The organism is Ralstonia insidiosa (assembly GCF_008801405.1).
GTDB classification, from domain to species: Bacteria; Pseudomonadota; Gammaproteobacteria; order Burkholderiales; family Burkholderiaceae; genus Ralstonia; species Ralstonia insidiosa.
The window spans coordinates 506,535-523,685 of record NZ_VZPV01000001.1; the positions used below are offsets into that span (position 1 = coordinate 506,535).

The 17,151-nt window shown below is 65.7% G+C and carries 16 protein-coding genes; 15 read left to right on the forward strand and 1 reads right to left on the reverse strand.

The annotated features are described in order from the left end of the window. Window positions 1-85: 85 nt before the first annotated feature. Complete coding sequence (locus F7R11_RS02435; RefSeq protein ID WP_004628293.1) at window positions 86-1,129, reverse strand: rod shape-determining protein; 1,044 nt, start codon at window positions 1,127-1,129, stop codon at window positions 86-88. Window positions 1,130-1,646: 517 nt separating this feature from the next. On the opposite strand from F7R11_RS02435, the gene gatC reads away from it, so the two are divergent. From gatC to zigA, 15 genes are all read left to right on the forward strand, one after another. Next, window positions 1,647-1,946 (forward strand): Asp-tRNA(Asn)/Glu-tRNA(Gln) amidotransferase subunit GatC, encoded by a 300-nt coding sequence (gene gatC / locus F7R11_RS02440; RefSeq protein ID WP_064806002.1) that lies wholly within the window; start codon window positions 1,647-1,649, stop codon window positions 1,944-1,946. 79 nt (window positions 1,947-2,025) lie between these two features. After that, complete coding sequence (gene gatA, locus F7R11_RS02445) at window positions 2,026-3,525, forward strand: Asp-tRNA(Asn)/Glu-tRNA(Gln) amidotransferase subunit GatA (RefSeq protein WP_064806003.1); 1,500 nt, start codon at window positions 2,026-2,028, stop codon at window positions 3,523-3,525. Window positions 3,526-3,667: 142 nt separating this feature from the next. Continuing rightward, window positions 3,668-4,159 carry a hypothetical protein gene (locus tag F7R11_RS02450; RefSeq protein WP_064806004.1) on the forward strand — a complete coding sequence of 164 codons (492 nt, stop codon included), beginning with the start codon at window positions 3,668-3,670 and terminating at the stop codon, window positions 4,157-4,159. An 11-nt stretch (window positions 4,160-4,170) separates the two neighbouring features. After that, the gene (locus F7R11_RS02455; protein ID WP_064806511.1) at window positions 4,171-5,148 is read left to right on the forward strand and encodes a dienelactone hydrolase family protein; all 978 of its coding nucleotides are present in this window, start codon (window positions 4,171-4,173) and stop codon (window positions 5,146-5,148) included. 69 nt (window positions 5,149-5,217) lie between these two features. After that, window positions 5,218-6,684: an Asp-tRNA(Asn)/Glu-tRNA(Gln) amidotransferase subunit GatB gene (gatB, locus tag F7R11_RS02460; protein WP_064806006.1), complete on the forward strand. Its 1,467-nt coding sequence runs from the start codon at window positions 5,218-5,220 to the stop codon at window positions 6,682-6,684. A gap of 14 nt (window positions 6,685-6,698) precedes the next feature. Further along, window positions 6,699-7,376, forward strand: coding sequence for a DUF484 family protein (locus F7R11_RS02465; protein ID WP_048934358.1), 678 nt, complete (start codon window positions 6,699-6,701; stop codon window positions 7,374-7,376). A gap of 13 nt (window positions 7,377-7,389) precedes the next feature. After that, window positions 7,390-8,400 carry a tyrosine recombinase XerC gene (gene xerC / locus F7R11_RS02470; protein ID WP_064806009.1) on the forward strand — a complete coding sequence of 337 codons (1,011 nt, stop codon included), beginning with the start codon at window positions 7,390-7,392 and terminating at the stop codon, window positions 8,398-8,400. A gap of 55 nt (window positions 8,401-8,455) precedes the next feature. Continuing rightward, on the forward strand, window positions 8,456-9,652 hold the full coding sequence (locus F7R11_RS02475) for a class I SAM-dependent rRNA methyltransferase (protein WP_064806011.1): 1,197 nt from the start codon (window positions 8,456-8,458) through the stop codon (window positions 9,650-9,652). Window positions 9,653-9,730: 78 nt separating this feature from the next. After that, window positions 9,731-10,249, forward strand: coding sequence for a metal-dependent hydrolase (locus F7R11_RS02480; RefSeq protein WP_064806519.1), 519 nt, complete (start codon window positions 9,731-9,733; stop codon window positions 10,247-10,249). 154 nt (window positions 10,250-10,403) lie between these two features. Beyond that, complete coding sequence (locus F7R11_RS02485; RefSeq protein WP_064806013.1) at window positions 10,404-11,930, forward strand: FAD-binding oxidoreductase; 1,527 nt, start codon at window positions 10,404-10,406, stop codon at window positions 11,928-11,930. A gap of 14 nt (window positions 11,931-11,944) precedes the next feature. After that, complete coding sequence (locus tag F7R11_RS02490; RefSeq protein WP_064806015.1) at window positions 11,945-13,201, forward strand: lactonase family protein; 1,257 nt, start codon at window positions 11,945-11,947, stop codon at window positions 13,199-13,201. Between the two features lie 84 nt (window positions 13,202-13,285). Next, window positions 13,286-13,813, forward strand: a complete 528-nt coding sequence (locus tag F7R11_RS02495) for a Fur family transcriptional regulator (RefSeq protein ID WP_064806017.1) — start codon at window positions 13,286-13,288, stop codon at window positions 13,811-13,813. After that, the gene (locus F7R11_RS02500) at window positions 13,801-14,877 is read left to right on the forward strand and encodes a CobW family GTP-binding protein (RefSeq protein ID WP_064806019.1); all 1,077 of its coding nucleotides are present in this window, start codon (window positions 13,801-13,803) and stop codon (window positions 14,875-14,877) included. Before F7R11_RS02495 ends, F7R11_RS02500 begins: the two co-directional genes overlap by 13 nt. A 434-nt stretch (window positions 14,878-15,311) precedes the next feature. Continuing rightward, complete coding sequence (dksA, locus tag F7R11_RS02505) at window positions 15,312-15,731, forward strand: RNA polymerase-binding protein DksA (RefSeq protein ID WP_031330009.1); 420 nt, start codon at window positions 15,312-15,314, stop codon at window positions 15,729-15,731. A gap of 99 nt (window positions 15,732-15,830) precedes the next feature. Next, window positions 15,831-17,147: a zinc metallochaperone GTPase ZigA gene (gene zigA, locus F7R11_RS02510; protein ID WP_064806021.1), complete on the forward strand. Its 1,317-nt coding sequence runs from the start codon at window positions 15,831-15,833 to the stop codon at window positions 17,145-17,147. Window positions 17,148-17,151 lie beyond the last annotated feature (4 nt).

Genomic DNA, 17,151 nt, shown 5'->3' on the forward strand with positions numbered 1-17,151 from the left:
ATCTCAGCGGCCCGCCACGGCCGCTGGTGCGGCCAGGAAGACAGGCATGGCGAAATGCGCCGGATGCGAGCGGTGCATGATCCCGTTATTCGTACGAGAAGATGCTGCCGAGCTTGTCCATGCGCTCCAGCGCCATGCCCGAGCCGCGCACCACGCAGGTCAGCGGGTCTTCGGCCACCAGCACCGGCAGGCCGGTTTCTTCGGCCAGCAGGCGGTCCAGGTCGCGCAGCAGCGCGCCGCCACCCGTGAGCATCATGCCGCGCTCGGCGATGTCGGCGCCCAGTTCCGGCGGGGTTTGTTCCAGCGCGATCTTCACCGACGACACGATCTGGTTCAGCGGGTCCGTCAGCGCTTCCAGGATTTCGTTGGACGACACCGTGAAGGCGCGCGGAATCCCTTCCGACAGGTTGCGGCCTTTCACTTCCATCTCGCGCACTTCGGAGCCCGGGAAGGCCGAGCCGATTTCCTTCTTGATGGCTTCGGCGGTCTGTTCGCCGATCAGCATGCCGTAGTTGCGGCGGATGTAGTTGACGATGGCCTCGTCGAACTTGTCACCGCCCACGCGCACGCTGCCCTTGTAGACCATGCCGCCCAGCGAGATGATGCCCACCTCGGTGGTGCCGCCGCCAATGTCCACCACCATCGAGCCCGACGGCTCCGACACCGGCAGGCCGGCGCCAATCGCAGCGGCCATCGGCTCTTCAATCAGATAGACCTGGGAAGCACCGGCGCCCAGCGCCGATTCACGGATGGCGCGGCGCTCGACCTGGGTCGAACCGCACGGCACGCAGATGATGATGCGCGGGCTCGGACGCAGCAGCTTGGTGTCGTGCACCATCTTGATGAACTGCTTGAGCATCTGCTCGGTGACGGTGAAGTCGGCGATCACACCGTCTTTCATCGGGCGGATCGCTTCAATATTGCCCGGCACCTTGCCCAGCATCTGCTTGGCTTCCTTGCCGACTGCCTGGATGGTCTTCTTGGCGTTCGGGCCGCCTTCCTGGCGAATGGCCACCACCGACGGCTCGTCGAGGACGATGCCCTTGTCGCGGACGTAGATCAGGGTGTTGGCGGTGCCGAGGTCGATCGCGAGATCGTTGGAGAAATAGCTGCGCAAAAAGCCGAACATCGAATGAATCCTGTTTTCGAGTCATGGGCGGCTCAGCAGCAGAATCTCGGCCAATGGCTACACCGATACGCGGACGTCGCATGGCTACCATACGGTCCGATCCTGCTACTGCGCTCCCGGGAATGTCGCGGGCTCCGTGGTGGTCGGCGGTGGGGTGCCGTGGCACTGGCCATCCTGCCGAGGCTGAGCCGCCCGGAGGGGGCGGTCCCAAGGAACCTTTGATTAAGTGTCGCCAGATGCTGACGGCGGCGTTGCCGGGAGGTTCCCGGCCACTTAATCAGAGGGTCCGTGGCTGCACGAAGTCGCCTGCTGACTTAGAAATTTAGTCGGCAATCATACCTTATAATTCGGGCATTCTGCGGGTATTCGGCGGGCGTTTGCCTCCAATTTTGCGGCAAATCGGCACAACTCGGGCGTAACCTGAGCGAGCCTGGCGCGCAGTAGCCGTCGCTTGGCTGCCACTTGCGCACATTGCCCGCCCGCCTTTACTGATTGCCGCACTCACTGATCCACTCCGATGGCACTCGAACTCTCCGACGTCAAACGTATCGCCAACCTCGCCCGCATTGAAGTCTCCGATGGCGAGGCGGCGCAGACCCTGACCCAGCTCAACCAGTTCTTCACCCTGGTCGAGCAGATGCAGGCCGTGGATACCACCGGCATCGAGCCGATGGCCCACCCGATCGAGCTGATCCAGGCCCCGGCCCAGCGCCTGCGCGAAGATGCCGTCACCGAAGCCAACCGCCGCGCCGACTACCAGCAATGCGCCCCGGCCACCGAGGCCGGCCTGTACCTCGTGCCCAAGGTGATCGAGTAAACGGCGCTACGGCGCTGTGCTTGACCCCACTCCATTCGACGACGCCGGCTGCAGCCGGCAGCCCATCCGAACGTATTCGATGACCGCATCCACGATCAAAGCCCTGTCTGCCCAACTCGCCGCCAAGGAGGTTTCGGCGGTGGAACTGGCGCGCCATTACCTCGCGCGCATTGACGCCGGGGCACACCTCAACGCCTTCACCCATGTCGATGCCGAGGCCACGCTCGCGCAGGCGCAGGCCGCCGACGCACGCATCGCTGCCGGCAATGCGGCGCCGCTGACTGGCGTGCCGATCGCGCACAAGGACGTGTTCGTCACGCGCGGCTGGCGCGCCACGGCCGGCTCCAAGATGCTGGGCGACTACGTCAGCCCGTTTGACGCTACCGTGGTGGAGCGCCTGGGCGCCGCCGGCATGGTGACGCTGGGCAAGACCAACATGGACGAGTTTGCGATGGGCTCGTCCAACGAAAACTCGGCCTTTGGCGCGGTCAAGAACCCGTGGAACGTCGACTACGTGCCGGGCGGCTCGTCGGGTGGCTCGGCGGCGGCCGTGGCGGCCGATCTGGCGCCGGCGGCAACCGGCACAGACACCGGCGGCTCGATCCGCCAGCCGGCATCGTTCTCGGGCATCACCGGCATCAAGCCGACGTATGGGCGCGTGTCGCGCTACGGCATGATCGCCTTCGCCTCGTCGCTGGACCAGGGTGGCCCGATGGCGCGTACGGCCGAAGATTGCGCGCTGCTGCTGTCCGCCATGGCCGGCTTTGACCCGCGTGATTCCACCAGCCTGGAACCCGGCCGTGGCGGTGACGTGGAAGACTTCACCCGCCTGCTGGGCCAGCCGCTGCAAGGCGCCGCGGGTGGTGCCAATGCGGCCCGCCCGCTGGCCGGCCTGCGCATCGGCCTGCCCAAGGAATACTTTGGCGAAGGCCTGGCCGACGACGTGCGCGCCACCGTGCGTGCCGCGCTGGCCGAGCTGGAAAAGCTCGGTGCCACGCTGGTCGACATCAGTCTGCCCAAGACCGAGCTGTCGATCCCGACGTACTACGTGATCGCCCCGGCCGAGGCGTCGTCCAACCTGTCGCGCTTTGATGGCGTGCGCTACGGCCACCGTGCGGCTGAGTATCGCGATCTGGCCGACATGTACCGCAAGTCCCGCGCCGAAGGTTTCGGCTGGGAGGTCAAGCGCCGCATCCTGGTCGGCGCCTATGTGCTGTCGCACGGCTACTACGACGCGTACTACCTGCAGGCGCAGAAGATCCGCCGCATCATCGCGCAGGATTTCCAGAACGCCTTCCAGCAATGCGACGTGATCATGGGCCCCGTGGCGCCGACCGTTGCGTGGAAATTGGGTGAGAAGAGCGACGATCCGGTGCAGATGTACCTGGAGGACATCTTCACGCTGTCGACCAGCCTGGCAGGTCTGCCGGGCATGAGTGTGCCCGCCGGTTTTGGCGCAAACGGTCTCCCGGTTGGCTTGCAGATCATTGGCAACTATTTTGAAGAGGCACGCATGCTGCAGATCGCGCATGCGTTCCAGCAGGCGACCGATTGGCACGCACGCCAACCGGCAGCCTGACGACGATCACAAGCGCCCGGACCACCGCTGCACCGCAGGGGGCCCCATGACCCGCGCAGCGGCGAGGCGCACGTCCGTGAATGCAGGCTGTCGCCGACACCACGAAGGCAAAATGAACGCAATCCGCTCGGAGGCGATCGCAATGAACCCCCGCATCCGCAACGCACTCGGGCTGGCGCTTGCCGCCGTCCTGCTGGCGGCCTGCGTGCCGATTCCGTTGCCATCGCTGCCGGGCATTCCCGGTTTTGGTCGCCCGTCTGGGCCGCCGCCGATTGCCGATCGCACCATCAGCGTCAACGGCTACTGCAGCCAGACCGAGGAAGACGGCTTCCGCGAGCAGGCAACCCTGACCGTGGACAACAACAACGTCAGTGCGTTGCAGTGGCAGTTGTGGGTTGGCCGTCGCGGTTCGTGCCAGTTTGATCTGTCGACCTTCCAGCAGACCAAACGCCGCCCGAGCATCGAACTGCGCGAGCGCAATGGCAGTTGCACGCTGATGGTCTGGCAGGACCCGCGCCGCGTGACGCTGGCCCACGCCAACTGCGAAGCGCATTGCACGCCCGGCATCTACGAAGAAGCCTGGCCGGTGATGTTCGACCCGCAAACGGGCCAGTGCGCCCGCAATGCCCGGTAATGCGCCCGGTGATGCGCGCATCGCTTCGGGTGGTGGCCGTGTTGGCGGGCGCCCTGCTGGCGCTGCACGCGCTCGCCCAGCCGACGCCCGACGCGGAAGGCGCTCTGCCGGACATGCCGGCCGCGCGTGCGCCGTCGGCCGCGGAGCTGGGGGTGCAAACAGTGGAGATTCCGCGCGCGGTCATGAAGGACGCAGAAGACGCGCCGCAGACGCTGACCGCGTACTGGGTCAAACCCGGGATCACGCCTGCGGGCAAGGCGCCAGCGGCCGGTTTGCCGGTGGTGATCGCGCTGCACGGCTGCAGCGGTTTGTACACGCAGGCCGGTACGGATGCGAAGGTGCTGGGTACGCGCTATCGCGGCTATGCGCAGTGGCTGGGCGCGCGTGGTTACGCGGTGGTGTTGCCCGACAGTTTTGGCCCGCGCGGCAAACCGCACGGCATCTGTACCGAGCGGTTTGCGGCACGCGATATCAACGGTGCCGTGCGTCGCGCAGACATTCTGGCGACGATGCGCTGGGTAGCCGCACAGCCCGGCGTGGATGCGCGCCGCATCGTGCTGCTGGGCTGGTCCAACGGTGCGCAGGCGGTGCTGGAAACCGTGGACGCGAGCCTCGCCTGGCCCGCCGACACGCCGGCCGTGGAGCGCGCCGTGGCGTTTTACCCGGGCTGTGCCGCTGCACTGCAGCGTGCGAAGTACCAGTTGAACGCGCCGTTGCTGCTGCTGGCCGGCGGCAATGACGATTGGACACCCGCCGACCGATGCCAGTCCTTGCAGACCGCGGTGCTGGCCCGCCAGCCGCAGGCGCGCTTCGAGCTGGAGACGTTTGGCGGGGCCTATCATGGCTTTGATGGCACGGCACCGGTTACGGAGCGCAGCGGCATCCCGAATGGGCGGCGTCACGGCACGGTCACCGTGGGTGGGGATCCGGCGGCACGCGAGGCTGCTTTCGCGAAGCTCGCCGCCTGGCTGGATGCGCCGCACCCCTGATCGCACCGAGCAGAAATACACGCAACACCTCAACATTCACACCACAACAATCGACAGGACACACGCAACATGCAATGGGAAGTGGTGATCGGCCTCGAGACGCACACGCAGCTCTCGACGGTCTCGAAGATTTTCTCCGGCGCCTCCACCGCATTTGGTGCTGAGCCCAACACGCAGGCCGCGCCGGTGGATCTGGCGCTGCCGGGCGTGCTGCCGGTGCTGAACAAGGGCGCCGTTGAGCGCGCCATTACGTTCGGCCTGGCCATCGGCGCCAAGATCGCGCCCAAGAGCATCTTTGCGCGCAAGAATTACTTCTACCCCGATCTGCCCAAGGGCTACCAGATCAGCCAGTACGAGATCCCGGTGGTGCAGGGCGGCACGCTGACCATCCAGGTGGAAGGCAAGAACGGCCAGCCCGGGTATGAGAAGACCGTGCAACTGACGCGTGCCCACCTGGAAGAAGACGCCGGCAAATCACTGCACGAAGACTTCGCGGGCATGACCGGCATCGACCTGAACCGCGCCGGCACACCGCTCTTGGAAATCGTGACCGAGCCCGACATGCGCAGCGCTGCGGAAGCCGTGGCCTACGCCAAGGCCCTGCACGCGCTGGTGATGTGGCTGGGCATCTGCGACGGCAACATGCAGGAAGGTAGCTTCCGCTGCGATGCAAACGTGTCCGTGCGTCCGGGCCCGGACGCGCCGTTCGGCACGCGCTGCGAGATCAAGAACCTGAACTCGTTCCGTTTCCTGGAAGAGGCGATCAACTACGAAGTGCGCCGCCAGATCGAGCTGATCGAAGACGGCGGCACCGTGGTGCAGGAAACCCGCCTGTACGATCCGGACCGCAAGGAAACGCGCTCGATGCGCAGCAAGGAAGACGCGCAGGATTACCGCTACTTCCCCGACCCCGATCTGCTGCCGCTGGTGATTGGCGACGACTGGGTCGAGCGCGTGCGCGCCTCGCTGCCCGAGTTGCCGGCCGCGATGGCTGCGCGCTTTGAATCGGCCTATGGCCTGCCGAAGTACGACGCCAGCATCCTGACCGCCACCAAGGCGACCGCCGCGTACTTCGAAGCCGTCGTGGCGGATGCCGGCGCTGCCAACGCCAAGGCGGCCGCCAACTGGATCATGGGCGAGCTGGCCTCGAACCTGAACCGTGCGGATCTGGAAATCGACGCTGCGCCAGTCAAGCCTGCGCAACTGGCCAAGCTGCTCGCCCGCATTGCCGACGGCACGATCAGCAACAACACCGCCAAGAAGGACGTCTTCCCCGCCATGTGGGCTGGCGAGCACGCAGGGGACGCCGACGCGATCATCGAGGCAAAGGACCTCAAGCAGACGTCCGACTCTGGCGAGCTGGAGAAGATCATCGACGATGTGTTGGCGGCCAACGCCAAGTCGGTTGAGGAATTCCGCGCGGGCAAGGAGAAGGCGTTCAACGCGCTGGTCGGCCAGGCCATGAAGGCCACGCGCGGCAAGGCCAACCCCGCACAAGTGAACGATCTGCTGAAGAAGAAACTGGGCGCAGCCTGATGAGCACCTCCACGATGAACGCACAAGACGTCGCCAACTACCTGCAAGCGCACCCGGCCTTCTTTGAAGAGCACGCGGAATTGCTGGCCGCCATTCAACTGACGAGCCCGCACAGCCACCGTGCCGTGTCGCTGCAGGAGCGCCAGATGGAAATCCTGCGCGACAAGAACAAGCACCTCGAACTCAAGCTGTCGGACCTGATGCGCCACGGCAACGAGAACGACCGCACGCAGCAGCGCGTGCACGCGTGGACGACGCGCCTGCTGGGCGAGGCCGACACGCACGCGCTGCCGTACGCCGTGCAGGATGGTCTGCGCGAGATTTTCGAAGTGCCGGCCGTGGCACTGCGCGTCTGGCAGGTGGGCGAAGAGTTCGCGCACTTGGAAGTCGCGCAAGGCGTGAGCGAGGAAGTGCGCCTGTTCGCGGCTGGCTTGCGCGCGCCGTACTGTGGCGCCAATGCCGGCTTCGAAGCCGCCGGCTGGCTGGAGACCGCTGAGACGATCGAGTCGGTCGCCATCGTTACGCTGCGCGTGCCTGTACGTGGTGATGCCGATCAGGCGGCAGCGCCCGCCTTCGGCCTGCTGGTGCTGGGCTCCCCCGATGCGCGTCGCTTCCACGACGGCATGGGCACGACCTACCTCGCGCAGATCGGCGAACTCGCTGCCGCCACGCTCAACCGCCTGCGCGACTGAGCGCACGCCCCGCATGCCGCAATCTGCCCATCACGCGAGTGACGACGATGCGCGCGACGCACCCGCGCCGCCGCATCCGCAGATTGCAGCCTATCTCGATGCGTTGAAGTTCGAGCGGCAACTCTCGCCGCACACGCTGGCAAGCTACGGCCATGAGTTGGCCGTACTGCAGCGATTGGGTGCGCAGCTCGCGGCCGGTATCGATCTCACACAACTCCAGACGCACCACATCCGCCGCATGATGGCGCAACTGCACGGCAGCGGTCTGTCGGGCCGCAGCATTGCGCGGGCGTTGTCGGCGTGGCGTGGCTGGTACAAGTGGATGGCGCTGCGTGATGCGGCGGTGACGGCCAACCCTGTCGACGGCGTGCGTGCGCCCAAGAGCCCGAAGCGGTTACCGAAAGCCCTGTCCGTCGAACACGCCGTCGCGCTGATGGAGCAACTGCCTGGCGACGACGCAGAGACGATCCGCGATCGCGCCGTCAACGAGCTGTTCTATTCGTGCGGGCTGCGCCTCTCGGAACTGGTCAGCCTGGATCTGCGCCACGTGAAGGCCGGCGAGTATGAGTCCGCCAGTTGGTTGGACCTCGACGCACGCGAGGTGATGGTGCTTGGCAAGGGTAGCAAGCGCCGCACCGTGCCGGTCGGCTCCAAGGCTGCCGAAGCGCTGTCCGCGTGGCTGGCGGTGCGCGAGCAACTGGCCAGGCCTGCGCAGCTTGATACGGCGCCGGAGGATGCGTACGCGCTGTTCCTGTCGCCGCGCGGCAAGCGCCTTGCACAGCGGCAGATTCAACTGCGCATGAAGCGCAACGCCATCGAGGCTGGTGTCCCGGCGGATGTGCACCCGCACGTGCTGCGGCACTCGTTTGCCACGCATATGCTGCAATCGTCCGGTGACTTGCGCGCCGTGCAGGAACTGCTCGGGCACGCCAGCATCGCCAGCACGCAGGTTTATACTTCGCTCGATTTTCAGCACCTGGCCAAGATCTACGATCAGGCGCATCCCCGCGCGAAGAAGAAGTAACGCGCCGCCCTGATTCCGCAGTCCCTGTACAGGGGCGCACTCATTTCCCAGTCGTATGCAAACCCTGATTCTCAAGCCCGGCAAGGAGCGCTCGCTGCTGCGCCGGCACCCGTGGATTTTCGCCAACGCCATCGACCGCATGGAAGGCCGCCCGCCGGCCTCCGGCGCCACCGTGGTCGTGCGTGCCGCCAATGGCCAGTTCCTGGCGCGCGCCGCGTTCAGCCCGGTCTCGCAGATCCGCGCCCGCGTGTGGTCGTTCGATGAGGCGGAGCCCATCGATCACGCGTTCTTCAAGCGCCGCATCGCCACCGCCGTGGCGTACCGTCGTACATGGGTGCACGACACTGATGCCGTGCGCCTCATCATGGGCGAGGCCGATGGCCTGCCCGGCCTGATCGTCGACCAGTACGGCACGGGTGAAACGGGGCAACTCGTCTGCCAGTTCAGCGCCGCCGGCGTGGAGCACTGGAAGGACGCCATCGTCGCTGCGCTCATCAAGGAGACCGGCTGCCCGAACGTGTACGAGCGCTCCGACGTGAGCGTGCGAGAGCGCGAAGGCTTGGAGCAGATGACCGGCGTGCTGGCCGGCGCCGAACCGCCAGAAGACCTCTCCGCCACCGAGCACGGCGTGCGCTACTACGTGGATGTGCGCGAGGGCCACAAGACCGGCTTCTACGTCGATCAGCGCGACAACCGTGCGCTCGTCGGCGCGCTGGCGAAAGACCGCGACGTGCTCAACTGCTTCTGCTATACCGGTGGATTCTCGCTGGCAGCGCTCAAGGGTGGCGCGAAGTCTGTCGTGTCGATCGACTCGTCGGGCGAGGCACTGGCGGTGGCTGAGCGCAATGTTGCCCTCAACGGCTTCGATCCGGCGCGCGCCGAGTGGCTCGATGCGGATGTCTTCAAGTCGTTGCGCAACTTCCGCGCGGAAGGCCGCCAGTTCGACCTGATCGTGCTGGACCCGCCCAAGTTTGCGGCGTCGGCCCAGCAGGTCGATCGTGCGGCGCGGGCGTACAAGGAGATCAACCTGGTCGGCATGCAGTTGCTGCGCCCGGGCGGTCTGCTGTTCACGTACTCCTGCTCAGGCGCGATCGATGCGGACCTGTTCCAGAAGATCGTGGCCGGTGCGGCGGCCGATGCCAAGGTGACGGCGCGCATTCAGCGCCGGCTGGCCGGTGGCGTGGATCACCCGCTGCTGACGAGCTTTCCGGAAGGCGAATACCTCAAGGGTTTGCTGCTGCAGATCGGCTAGCAATTTGTCGCAATTTTTGGCTTGTCCCGGCAAGCCGCCATTGCGAAGATGCGGCCCTTCGTTTTCCGCATCACGTTGATGGCATCCAACGCAGCACATCATGCGACGGGTTGGGCGGCAGGTTTGATCGCCGCCACCTTTGTCGCACAGGCTTCCCACACTTCCCTCGAACACCTCGCAAGCATCCTGGCATTTTGCGCCGCGGTTGCCGGCAGCACGGCGCCTGACTGGATGGAGGTCGCCTGGTGGACCCGCGCCCGCCGGCTCTGGATCACGCACCGTACCGCCACGCACTGGGGCATCGGCTGGGTTGCAGCACTGGTGCTGTCTTACCAAGCGCTGAGCCATGATCACCTGTGGGCGCCGCTGCTGTTCGGCTTTGCCTGCGGCGGACTGATGCACTTGCTGGCCGATTGGCCCAATCCGCTGGGCGTGCCCTGGATCTGGGGGCGCCATTCCCTGAACCTCTGGAAGAGCGGGCGCTGCGACCTGATTGTGGTGATGCTGGCGTGGGCGGCGGCATGCTGGGTGGTGCGGCCGCTGTGGGAGACGACGGCATCGCGGGTGCTCGCCTGGTTTGCCCATCTGGTGCGCTGAGGCGGCCTTGGCCGACCTGGCGCACACGTTGTGCCGGCAATGACTGATGGAACCCGGACGCACGAACGACTAAGTTGGAACCGCCGGACGACATCGTCCGAATCCAACTCCGTTTGCGCAACCCTTGCGCAAACGCCCTCACCGGGAGTCGTCGATGACACTGGATGTGACCCGCCAGGACCCTCGCTACAACACGCTCAAGCACGGCTTCAACCTGCGCTGGCCGGCGACGGAGGCTCAGGCCGCCGGCCGCATCGCCCTTGTTGAAAAGCCCGACGACGTGGTGCCCGCCATCCAGCGCATCGTCAATGCGGGCCAGCGCCCGACGGTGCGCAGCGGCGGACATTGCTACGAAGATTTCGTCTCCAACAACCCCGACGGCACGATCGTCGACCTGAGCCTGCTCGACTCGCCCGATGTACGTGCCGACGGCTCGGTGCACATTCCCGCCGGCACGCAGAACTGGAACGGCTACCTCGAGCTCTACAAGCGCCACAACGTCACGCTGCCCGGCGGCTCGTGCTATTCGGTGGGCGCGGGCGGGCACATCTGCGGGGGCGGTTACGGGCTGTTGTCGCGGCTGCAGGGGCTGACGGTGGACTGGTTGTCCGCCCTGGACATCGTCACCGTGGACAAGGATGGCAAGGCGGCCGCCCGCACCGTTGATGCCACGCGCGATCCCGAGCTCTTTCGTGCATGCCGCGGCGCGGGCGGCGGCACCTTTGGTGTCATCACCGGCTACACGTTCGCCAAGCTGCCCCAGGCGCCGCAGGAGGTGGCGCTTGCCACCGTCGCCTTCGACTGGGCCAGCATGACGCCCCAGCGCTTTGCCGAATTGCTGCGCATCTACGGTGAATACTGGGAGACGCGCGGCAAGGACCCCGACACCTGGGGCATGTTCTCGCTGCTCAAGCTCACGCACAAATCGGCCGGACAGATCGTGCTGCTCACGCAGTTCTGCAACCCCGATGGCACGTGCCGCGATCTTTCCGTGCTCAACGATTTTCTCGATCGCTTCCAGGCCTGCGCGCCCACGTCCGTGAAGAGTCATCCGCCCGGCTATGGCCCCGCGCACAAGCCGGGCATGGGGCAACTGCTCTGCTCCAAGCCGCACACCATCGTGCAGTACGACTGGTTGACCGCCACGCAGTACCTGAACGGCTCGGGCGCCAACCAGCGCGGCAAGTACAAGTCCGCTTACATGAAGCGCGGCTTCACGGCGCGCGAGGCGCAGCGCATCTACACGCACCTCACGCGTACCATCCCGGGCGTGGACTTGAGCCAATCGCTGCTACAGGTGGATTCCTACGGCGGCGCCGTCAACAAGACCGAGCGCATCGCCGATACCGCCGTGCCGCAGCGCGCTTCCATCATGAAGCTGCAGTACCAGACGTACTGGACATCCGCTGCCGACGACGCCGGCCACCTGCGCTGGATCAGCGATTTCTACCGCGATGTCTACGGTGCTCCTGACGTGCCCGCGCCGCACAGCGGCACACCCTACCCCGGCGACCGGTACGAGGGCTGCTACATCAACTACCCAGACGTCGACATGCTCGCCTACCCGTTCTGGCCGCAGCTCTATTACGGCGATGGCGATCTCTATGCGTTCCTGCAACGCGTCAAGCGCCGTTATGATCCGAACAACATCTTCCACCACGCGATGTCCGTGCGTGCGTGAGGAGGAGCCTATCCATGACCAATCGCCCTAACCGCAATTCGCCAAATCGTCGAACCTTCATGCAGTGGACCGGTAGCCTGCCCTTGATGGGCGCTCTTCCCAAAACCGCGATGGCCCAGGCGAGTGAGCAGCCTGCCGCCTCCGGTGCACAACCCGCCGGCGCCGCGCGCCCGCCGCGCTTTGCCTACGTCGGCACCTACACATTCAACGCACCAGGTGGTACCGCCGGTGGCCCGCCCGCACGTGGCATCTACGTGCTCGCCCCGCGCGGCGATGCGTGGACGCAGGTGCAGGTGGTCGAAAGCGCCAACCCGTCGTTCCTGGCGGTGCACCCGAATCAGCGCTTCCTGTACGCGATCAACGAGCTCGAGGTCTACGAGGGCCGCCCCAACGGCAGCGCCGAGGCCTACGCCATCGACCCGCACGACGGCAAGCTGACGCTGCTCAACCGGCAGCCCCTGTCGCTGTCGGGCACGAACCCGGCGCACGTGGTGGTGTCGCCGGACGGGCGCTATCTGGCGGTTTCGATCTATAGCGGCGGTGCGTACAACCTCCTGCCGATCGGCGCGGACGGCAAGCTGGGCGACGTGTCGGGCATCTTCAAGGACACCGGTGCCGGCCCACGCCCTGAACAGGAGGCGCCACATGCGCACATGATGCTGTTCGATCCGGCGGGCAAGCACGTGATCGGCACCGACCTGGGCACCGACCGCATCAACGTGTTCGCCATCGAGGGCGGCAAGCTGGCGCCGCGCGACCGGGCGCAACTCAAGCCCGGCAGCGGCCCGCGCCATCTGGCGCTGCATCCACAGGGCAAGCTGCTCTACGTCATCAACGAGCTGGACGGCACGGTCGCCTGCCACGGTTATGACGCGGACACCGGCCGCGTACTGGAGGAGCGCCAGCGCATCTCCACCACCCCCGCCGACTACACCGGCCAGAAGAGCGGCGCCGAGGTGCTGCTGCACCCGTCCGGGCGCTTCCTGTATGCCAGCAATCGCAAGCTGAAGTCGGATCACCCGCTGGCCGACAGTGTGGCCGCCTTCAGTATCGACACCTCGGGCAAGCTCACCGCCAGCCAGTACTGGAGCGAGGGCCTGCACTTCCCGCGTGCGATGACGATGGCAGCCGACGGCAACCACCTCTACGCACTCAGCCAGAAGGGCGACACGATCCTGCGGCTGCGCATTGACCCGCAGACCGGCAAGCTGGATCAGCCCGTGGTGGTGGCCAAGGTGCCGACGCCGGTGTGCCTGGTGTTGGCCACCTGACACGCTGAAAAACCCTGGGCGGTGCAAGGCCGCCCAGTTGCAACTCAATTGCAGCACCCCTCCGGCCGTGGGACAATCCCGCGCATGAACACCCCGGCCCCGCGAGACGATCTCGCCACATCACAACCTGATTCGCCTGATGCGGCTGCCCGCACACGCCTGCGCAGCCTGGGCAGCCGCGTGACCGAGCCGCGCGTGCGCGTACTGGCCGTGCTGATGCAGGGCGACGAGCCGCTCTCGCACCAGGCGGTGTGCGACGCGCTGCCGGACGACGCGGGCATCGACCGCGTGACGGTCTACCGCGTGCTCGACTGGCTGGTGGCCGGCGGCATCGTCCACAAGACGGCCGGCGCCGATCGCGTCTTCCGCTTCAGCCTGGCCGAGCACGACGCCGCGCGTGAAGCCGCGCACCGTTCGCACAGCCATTTCCACTGCACGCAATGCGGGCGCGACTTCTGCCTGGAAACGGCGGAACCGCCGGCCATGCCGAAGGCCGCCCTGCCCGCCGGTTTCGCGGCCGACCACGCTGAACTCACCATCAAGGGCTGCTGCGCCGACTGCGCGCATCCAGCCGCCCATCACCAGACAGGAAACGCCTCATGTCCAAAATGATCCCGGTCACCATCCTGACGGGCTTTCTCGGTAGCGGTAAGACCACGCTGCTCAAGCGCATCCTGACCGAGCAGCACGGCATGAAGATTGCCGTGATCGAAAACGAGTTCGGTGAAGAGAACATCGACAACGACATCCTCGTGCAGGACGGCAACGAGCAGATCGTGCAGATGAGCAACGGTTGCATCTGCTGCACCATCCGTGGCGACCTTGTGGCGGGCCTGTCCGACCTGCTCACGCGCCACGACAACGGCCAGATCCAGTTCGACCGCGTGGTCATCGAGACCACCGGCGTGGCCAACCCCGGCCCCGTCGCGCAGACCTTCTTCATGGACGACGAGATCGCCAGCCGCTACCTGCTGGACGCCGTCATCACGCTGGTCGACGCCAAGCACGGCAACATGCAACTCGACAAGCAGGAAGAGGCGCAACGCCAAGTGGGCTTTGCTGATGCCATCTTCATCACCAAGAGCGATCTGGTGCCGGCTGAGGACGTGGACGCGCTGCGCCACCGCCTGCTGCACATGAACCCGCGCGCCCCGATCCGCACCGCCAATTTTGGCGACACGCCGATCGACACCATCTTCGATCTGCGCGGCTTCAACCTGAACGCCAAGCTGGAGATCGACCCGGACTTCCTGCGCGAAGATGATCATGACCATAACCACGATCATGATCACGACCATGCCTGCTCGGCCGACTGTGACCACGGTCATGACCATGACCACCATCACGGTCACCACCATCACCACGGCCACGCGCACCACACGGATCGCATCGCCTCGTTCGTCTTCCGTAGCGACCGCCCGTTCAACTACGCCAAACTGGAGGAATTCCTCTCGGGCGTGCTGAACATCTACGGCGAGAAGCTGCTGCGCTACAAGGGCGTGCTCTATATGGAAGGTGTCGACCGCAAGGTGGTGTTCCAGGGCGTGCACCAGCTCATGGGCAGCGACGTGGGCGGCAAGTGGGATGGTGAAAAGCCCAGCAATCGCATGGTTTTCATCGGGGTGGATCTGCCGCGCGAAACAATTTTGAAAGGATTGGAGAACTGTCTGGCCTAGGGCTTGTTTCCCTCGGGCCGCTTTCCCCCCTCCTTTTGGGTGGCCTTGTCCGGCGCTTTCAGGCAGAATCCGGGCCGTATTTTCTGTCCGTGTTTCTCCGATAGTTCGGGTAAGATCGTTCGGCTACAATAAGTCGATTCAGTGCACGTCGTCCCAGGCACGTCCGGTAGGAGGAGCAGGCGATGGTGACCAAGAACAAGGATGGACGCGGCGCCAACGGCGGCGCCCTGCGGTCCAATACGGAGTCGGCTGCAGCCCAGGCTGCGCCAGCCACCCGAAAAAAAGCGGCAGGGGGCGCCGCTGCGGGCAAGGCAACAGGAGGCGCGCGGGGCGGCAAGTCCGCCGCTAGCCAGAACGAGTCCAACGCATCCCCGCGCAAGGACGACGCGACAGCCGACACGGCGCGCGATTTACCAGGATCATCCGCAGCAACCATGAGCAGCAAGAAACTACTCACCGAAGCCGAAATCCTGAAGATGGGCGAAAAGGATTACATGAACGAGGCGCAGCTCGCCTTCTTCAAGGACCGGCTCGAACAAATGAAGGCTGACATTGAGAAGAATGCCAGCCAAACCGTCAACGAGCTGCGCGAGACCGTGGTCGTGCCGGACCCGGCCGACCGCGCGACCATCGAGGAAGAGCACGCGCTGGAATTGCGCACGCGTGACCGCGAGCGCAAGCTGCTCAAGAAGGTGGAGCAGTCGATCGCCCGCATCGAGAAGGGCGACTACGGCTACTGCGACGAAACCGGCGAGCCGATCGGCATTCCGCGCTTGCTTGCACGCCCCACCGCCAACCTGTCGCTGGAGGCGCAGGAGCGCCGCGAAAAGCGTCAGAAGTTGATGGGTGACTGACGCGCGCGTCGCACTCGGTTGACGCATTCGTTTGAATCTTGCAGCCCGGTCACCCACCGGGCTGTTTGCTTTTTTTAGCCACAAACTAGGGCCACGATCATGTCCCGTCCGCTTCCCGTTACCGTGTTGTCCGGCTTTCTGGGCGCCGGCAAGACTACGCTGCTCAACCATGTGCTCGCCAACCGCGAGGGCAAGCGCGTGGCCGTGATCGTCAATGACCTGTCGGACGTCAACATCGACGCGCAGCTCGTGGGCGACGGCACGGCCACCAGCGCCCAGCTTTCGCGTACCGACGAGCGCATGGTGGAGCTGTCCAACGGCTGCATCTGCTGCACGCTGCGCGAAGACCTGCTCGACGAGATCGCGCGTCTGGCTCGCGAAGACCGCTTCGACTACCTGCTCATCGAATCGACGGGCGTGGCCGAGCCGTTGCCGATCGCCGAGACCTTCACGTTTGAAGACGCCGAGGGCGACGTGCTGTCCGACCTCGCACGCCTGGACACCATGGTCACGGTGGTCGACGCCCAGCACTTCCTGGCTGACTACGATGCTGCCGATTTCCTGGCAGACCGCGGTCAGGCTCGGGACGAAGACGACGACCGCACCGTGGTTGACCTGCTGATCGAACAGGTCGAGTTTTGCGACGTGATCGTGCTCAACAAGGTCGACCTGGTGAGCGAGGCCGAGCGCGCGCGTCTGGCGGGCATCCTGCATTCGCTGAACCCGCGTGCGCGCATCGTGCCGACGTCGTTCGGCAAGGTGCCGCTGGACGAAATTCTGAATACGCACCGCTTCGATTTCGATGCGGCATCCGCCGCCCCCGCCTGGCTGGCCGAACTGCGCGGCGAACACGTGCCCGAGACGGAAGCGCTCGGCATCCGCAGCTTCGTCTATCGCCGCCGCGTGCCGTTTCACCCGCAGCGCCTGTGGGACCTGATGCACACCGAGTGGCTGCGCAGTCCGGACGGTGGCGGCCGCGTGCTGCGCTCGAAGGGGTATTTCTGGTTGGCGTCGCGCATGGACACTGCCGGGAGCTGGGGCCAGGCTGGCGGCGTGATGCGCCACGGTGGCGCCGGCGCATGGTGGGCGGCGGTGGATCAAGCTGAATGGCCCGATGAGGACGAGGCCCGCGCCGACATCATCGACAAGCTGCACGACAACGGTGCGCCTGCGCCGTGGGGCGACCGCCGTCAGGAGCTCGTCTTCATCGGCACCGATCTGGACGAGGCCGCACTCGTCGCGCAGCTCGATACGTGCCTGCTGACCGATGCGGAACTGGCCGCCGGCCCTGCAGCATGGGCCGTGCTGCCCGATCCCTTCCCCGCCTGGGCCTTCGATGATCACGACGACTTGGATGACGACGAAGACCACGATCACCAGCATGGTGACGACTGCGATTGCGGGCACCACCACTGAGCAT

Coding starts and splice junctions, on each gene's coding strand:
- F7R11_RS02435 (WP_004628293.1), bottom strand. CDS start 1,129: ATGTTCGGCTTTTTGCGCAGCTATTTCTCCAACGATCTCGCGATCGAC.
- gatA (WP_064806003.1), top strand. CDS start 2,026: ATGACCGCATCCACGATCAAAGCCCTGTCTGCCCAACTCGCCGCCAAG.
- F7R11_RS02495 (WP_064806017.1), top strand. CDS start 13,286: ATGAACACCCCGGCCCCGCGAGACGATCTCGCCACATCACAACCTGAT.
- F7R11_RS02500 (WP_064806019.1), top strand. CDS start 13,801: ATGTCCAAAATGATCCCGGTCACCATCCTGACGGGCTTTCTCGGTAGC.
- F7R11_RS02465 (WP_048934358.1), top strand. CDS start 6,699: ATGAACGCACAAGACGTCGCCAACTACCTGCAAGCGCACCCGGCCTTC.
- gatB (WP_064806006.1), top strand. CDS start 5,218: ATGCAATGGGAAGTGGTGATCGGCCTCGAGACGCACACGCAGCTCTCG.
- xerC (WP_064806009.1), top strand. CDS start 7,390: ATGCCGCAATCTGCCCATCACGCGAGTGACGACGATGCGCGCGACGCA.
- F7R11_RS02485 (WP_064806013.1), top strand. CDS start 10,404: ATGACACTGGATGTGACCCGCCAGGACCCTCGCTACAACACGCTCAAG.
- F7R11_RS02450 (WP_064806004.1), top strand. CDS start 3,668: ATGAACCCCCGCATCCGCAACGCACTCGGGCTGGCGCTTGCCGCCGTC.
- F7R11_RS02455 (WP_064806511.1), top strand. CDS start 4,171: ATGCGCGCATCGCTTCGGGTGGTGGCCGTGTTGGCGGGCGCCCTGCTG.
- F7R11_RS02480 (WP_064806519.1), top strand. CDS start 9,731: ATGGCATCCAACGCAGCACATCATGCGACGGGTTGGGCGGCAGGTTTG.
- zigA (WP_064806021.1), top strand. CDS start 15,831: ATGTCCCGTCCGCTTCCCGTTACCGTGTTGTCCGGCTTTCTGGGCGCC.
- gatC (WP_064806002.1), top strand. CDS start 1,647: ATGGCACTCGAACTCTCCGACGTCAAACGTATCGCCAACCTCGCCCGC.
- F7R11_RS02475 (WP_064806011.1), top strand. CDS start 8,456: ATGCAAACCCTGATTCTCAAGCCCGGCAAGGAGCGCTCGCTGCTGCGC.
- dksA (WP_031330009.1), top strand. CDS start 15,312: ATGAGCAGCAAGAAACTACTCACCGAAGCCGAAATCCTGAAGATGGGC.
- F7R11_RS02490 (WP_064806015.1), top strand. CDS start 11,945: ATGACCAATCGCCCTAACCGCAATTCGCCAAATCGTCGAACCTTCATG.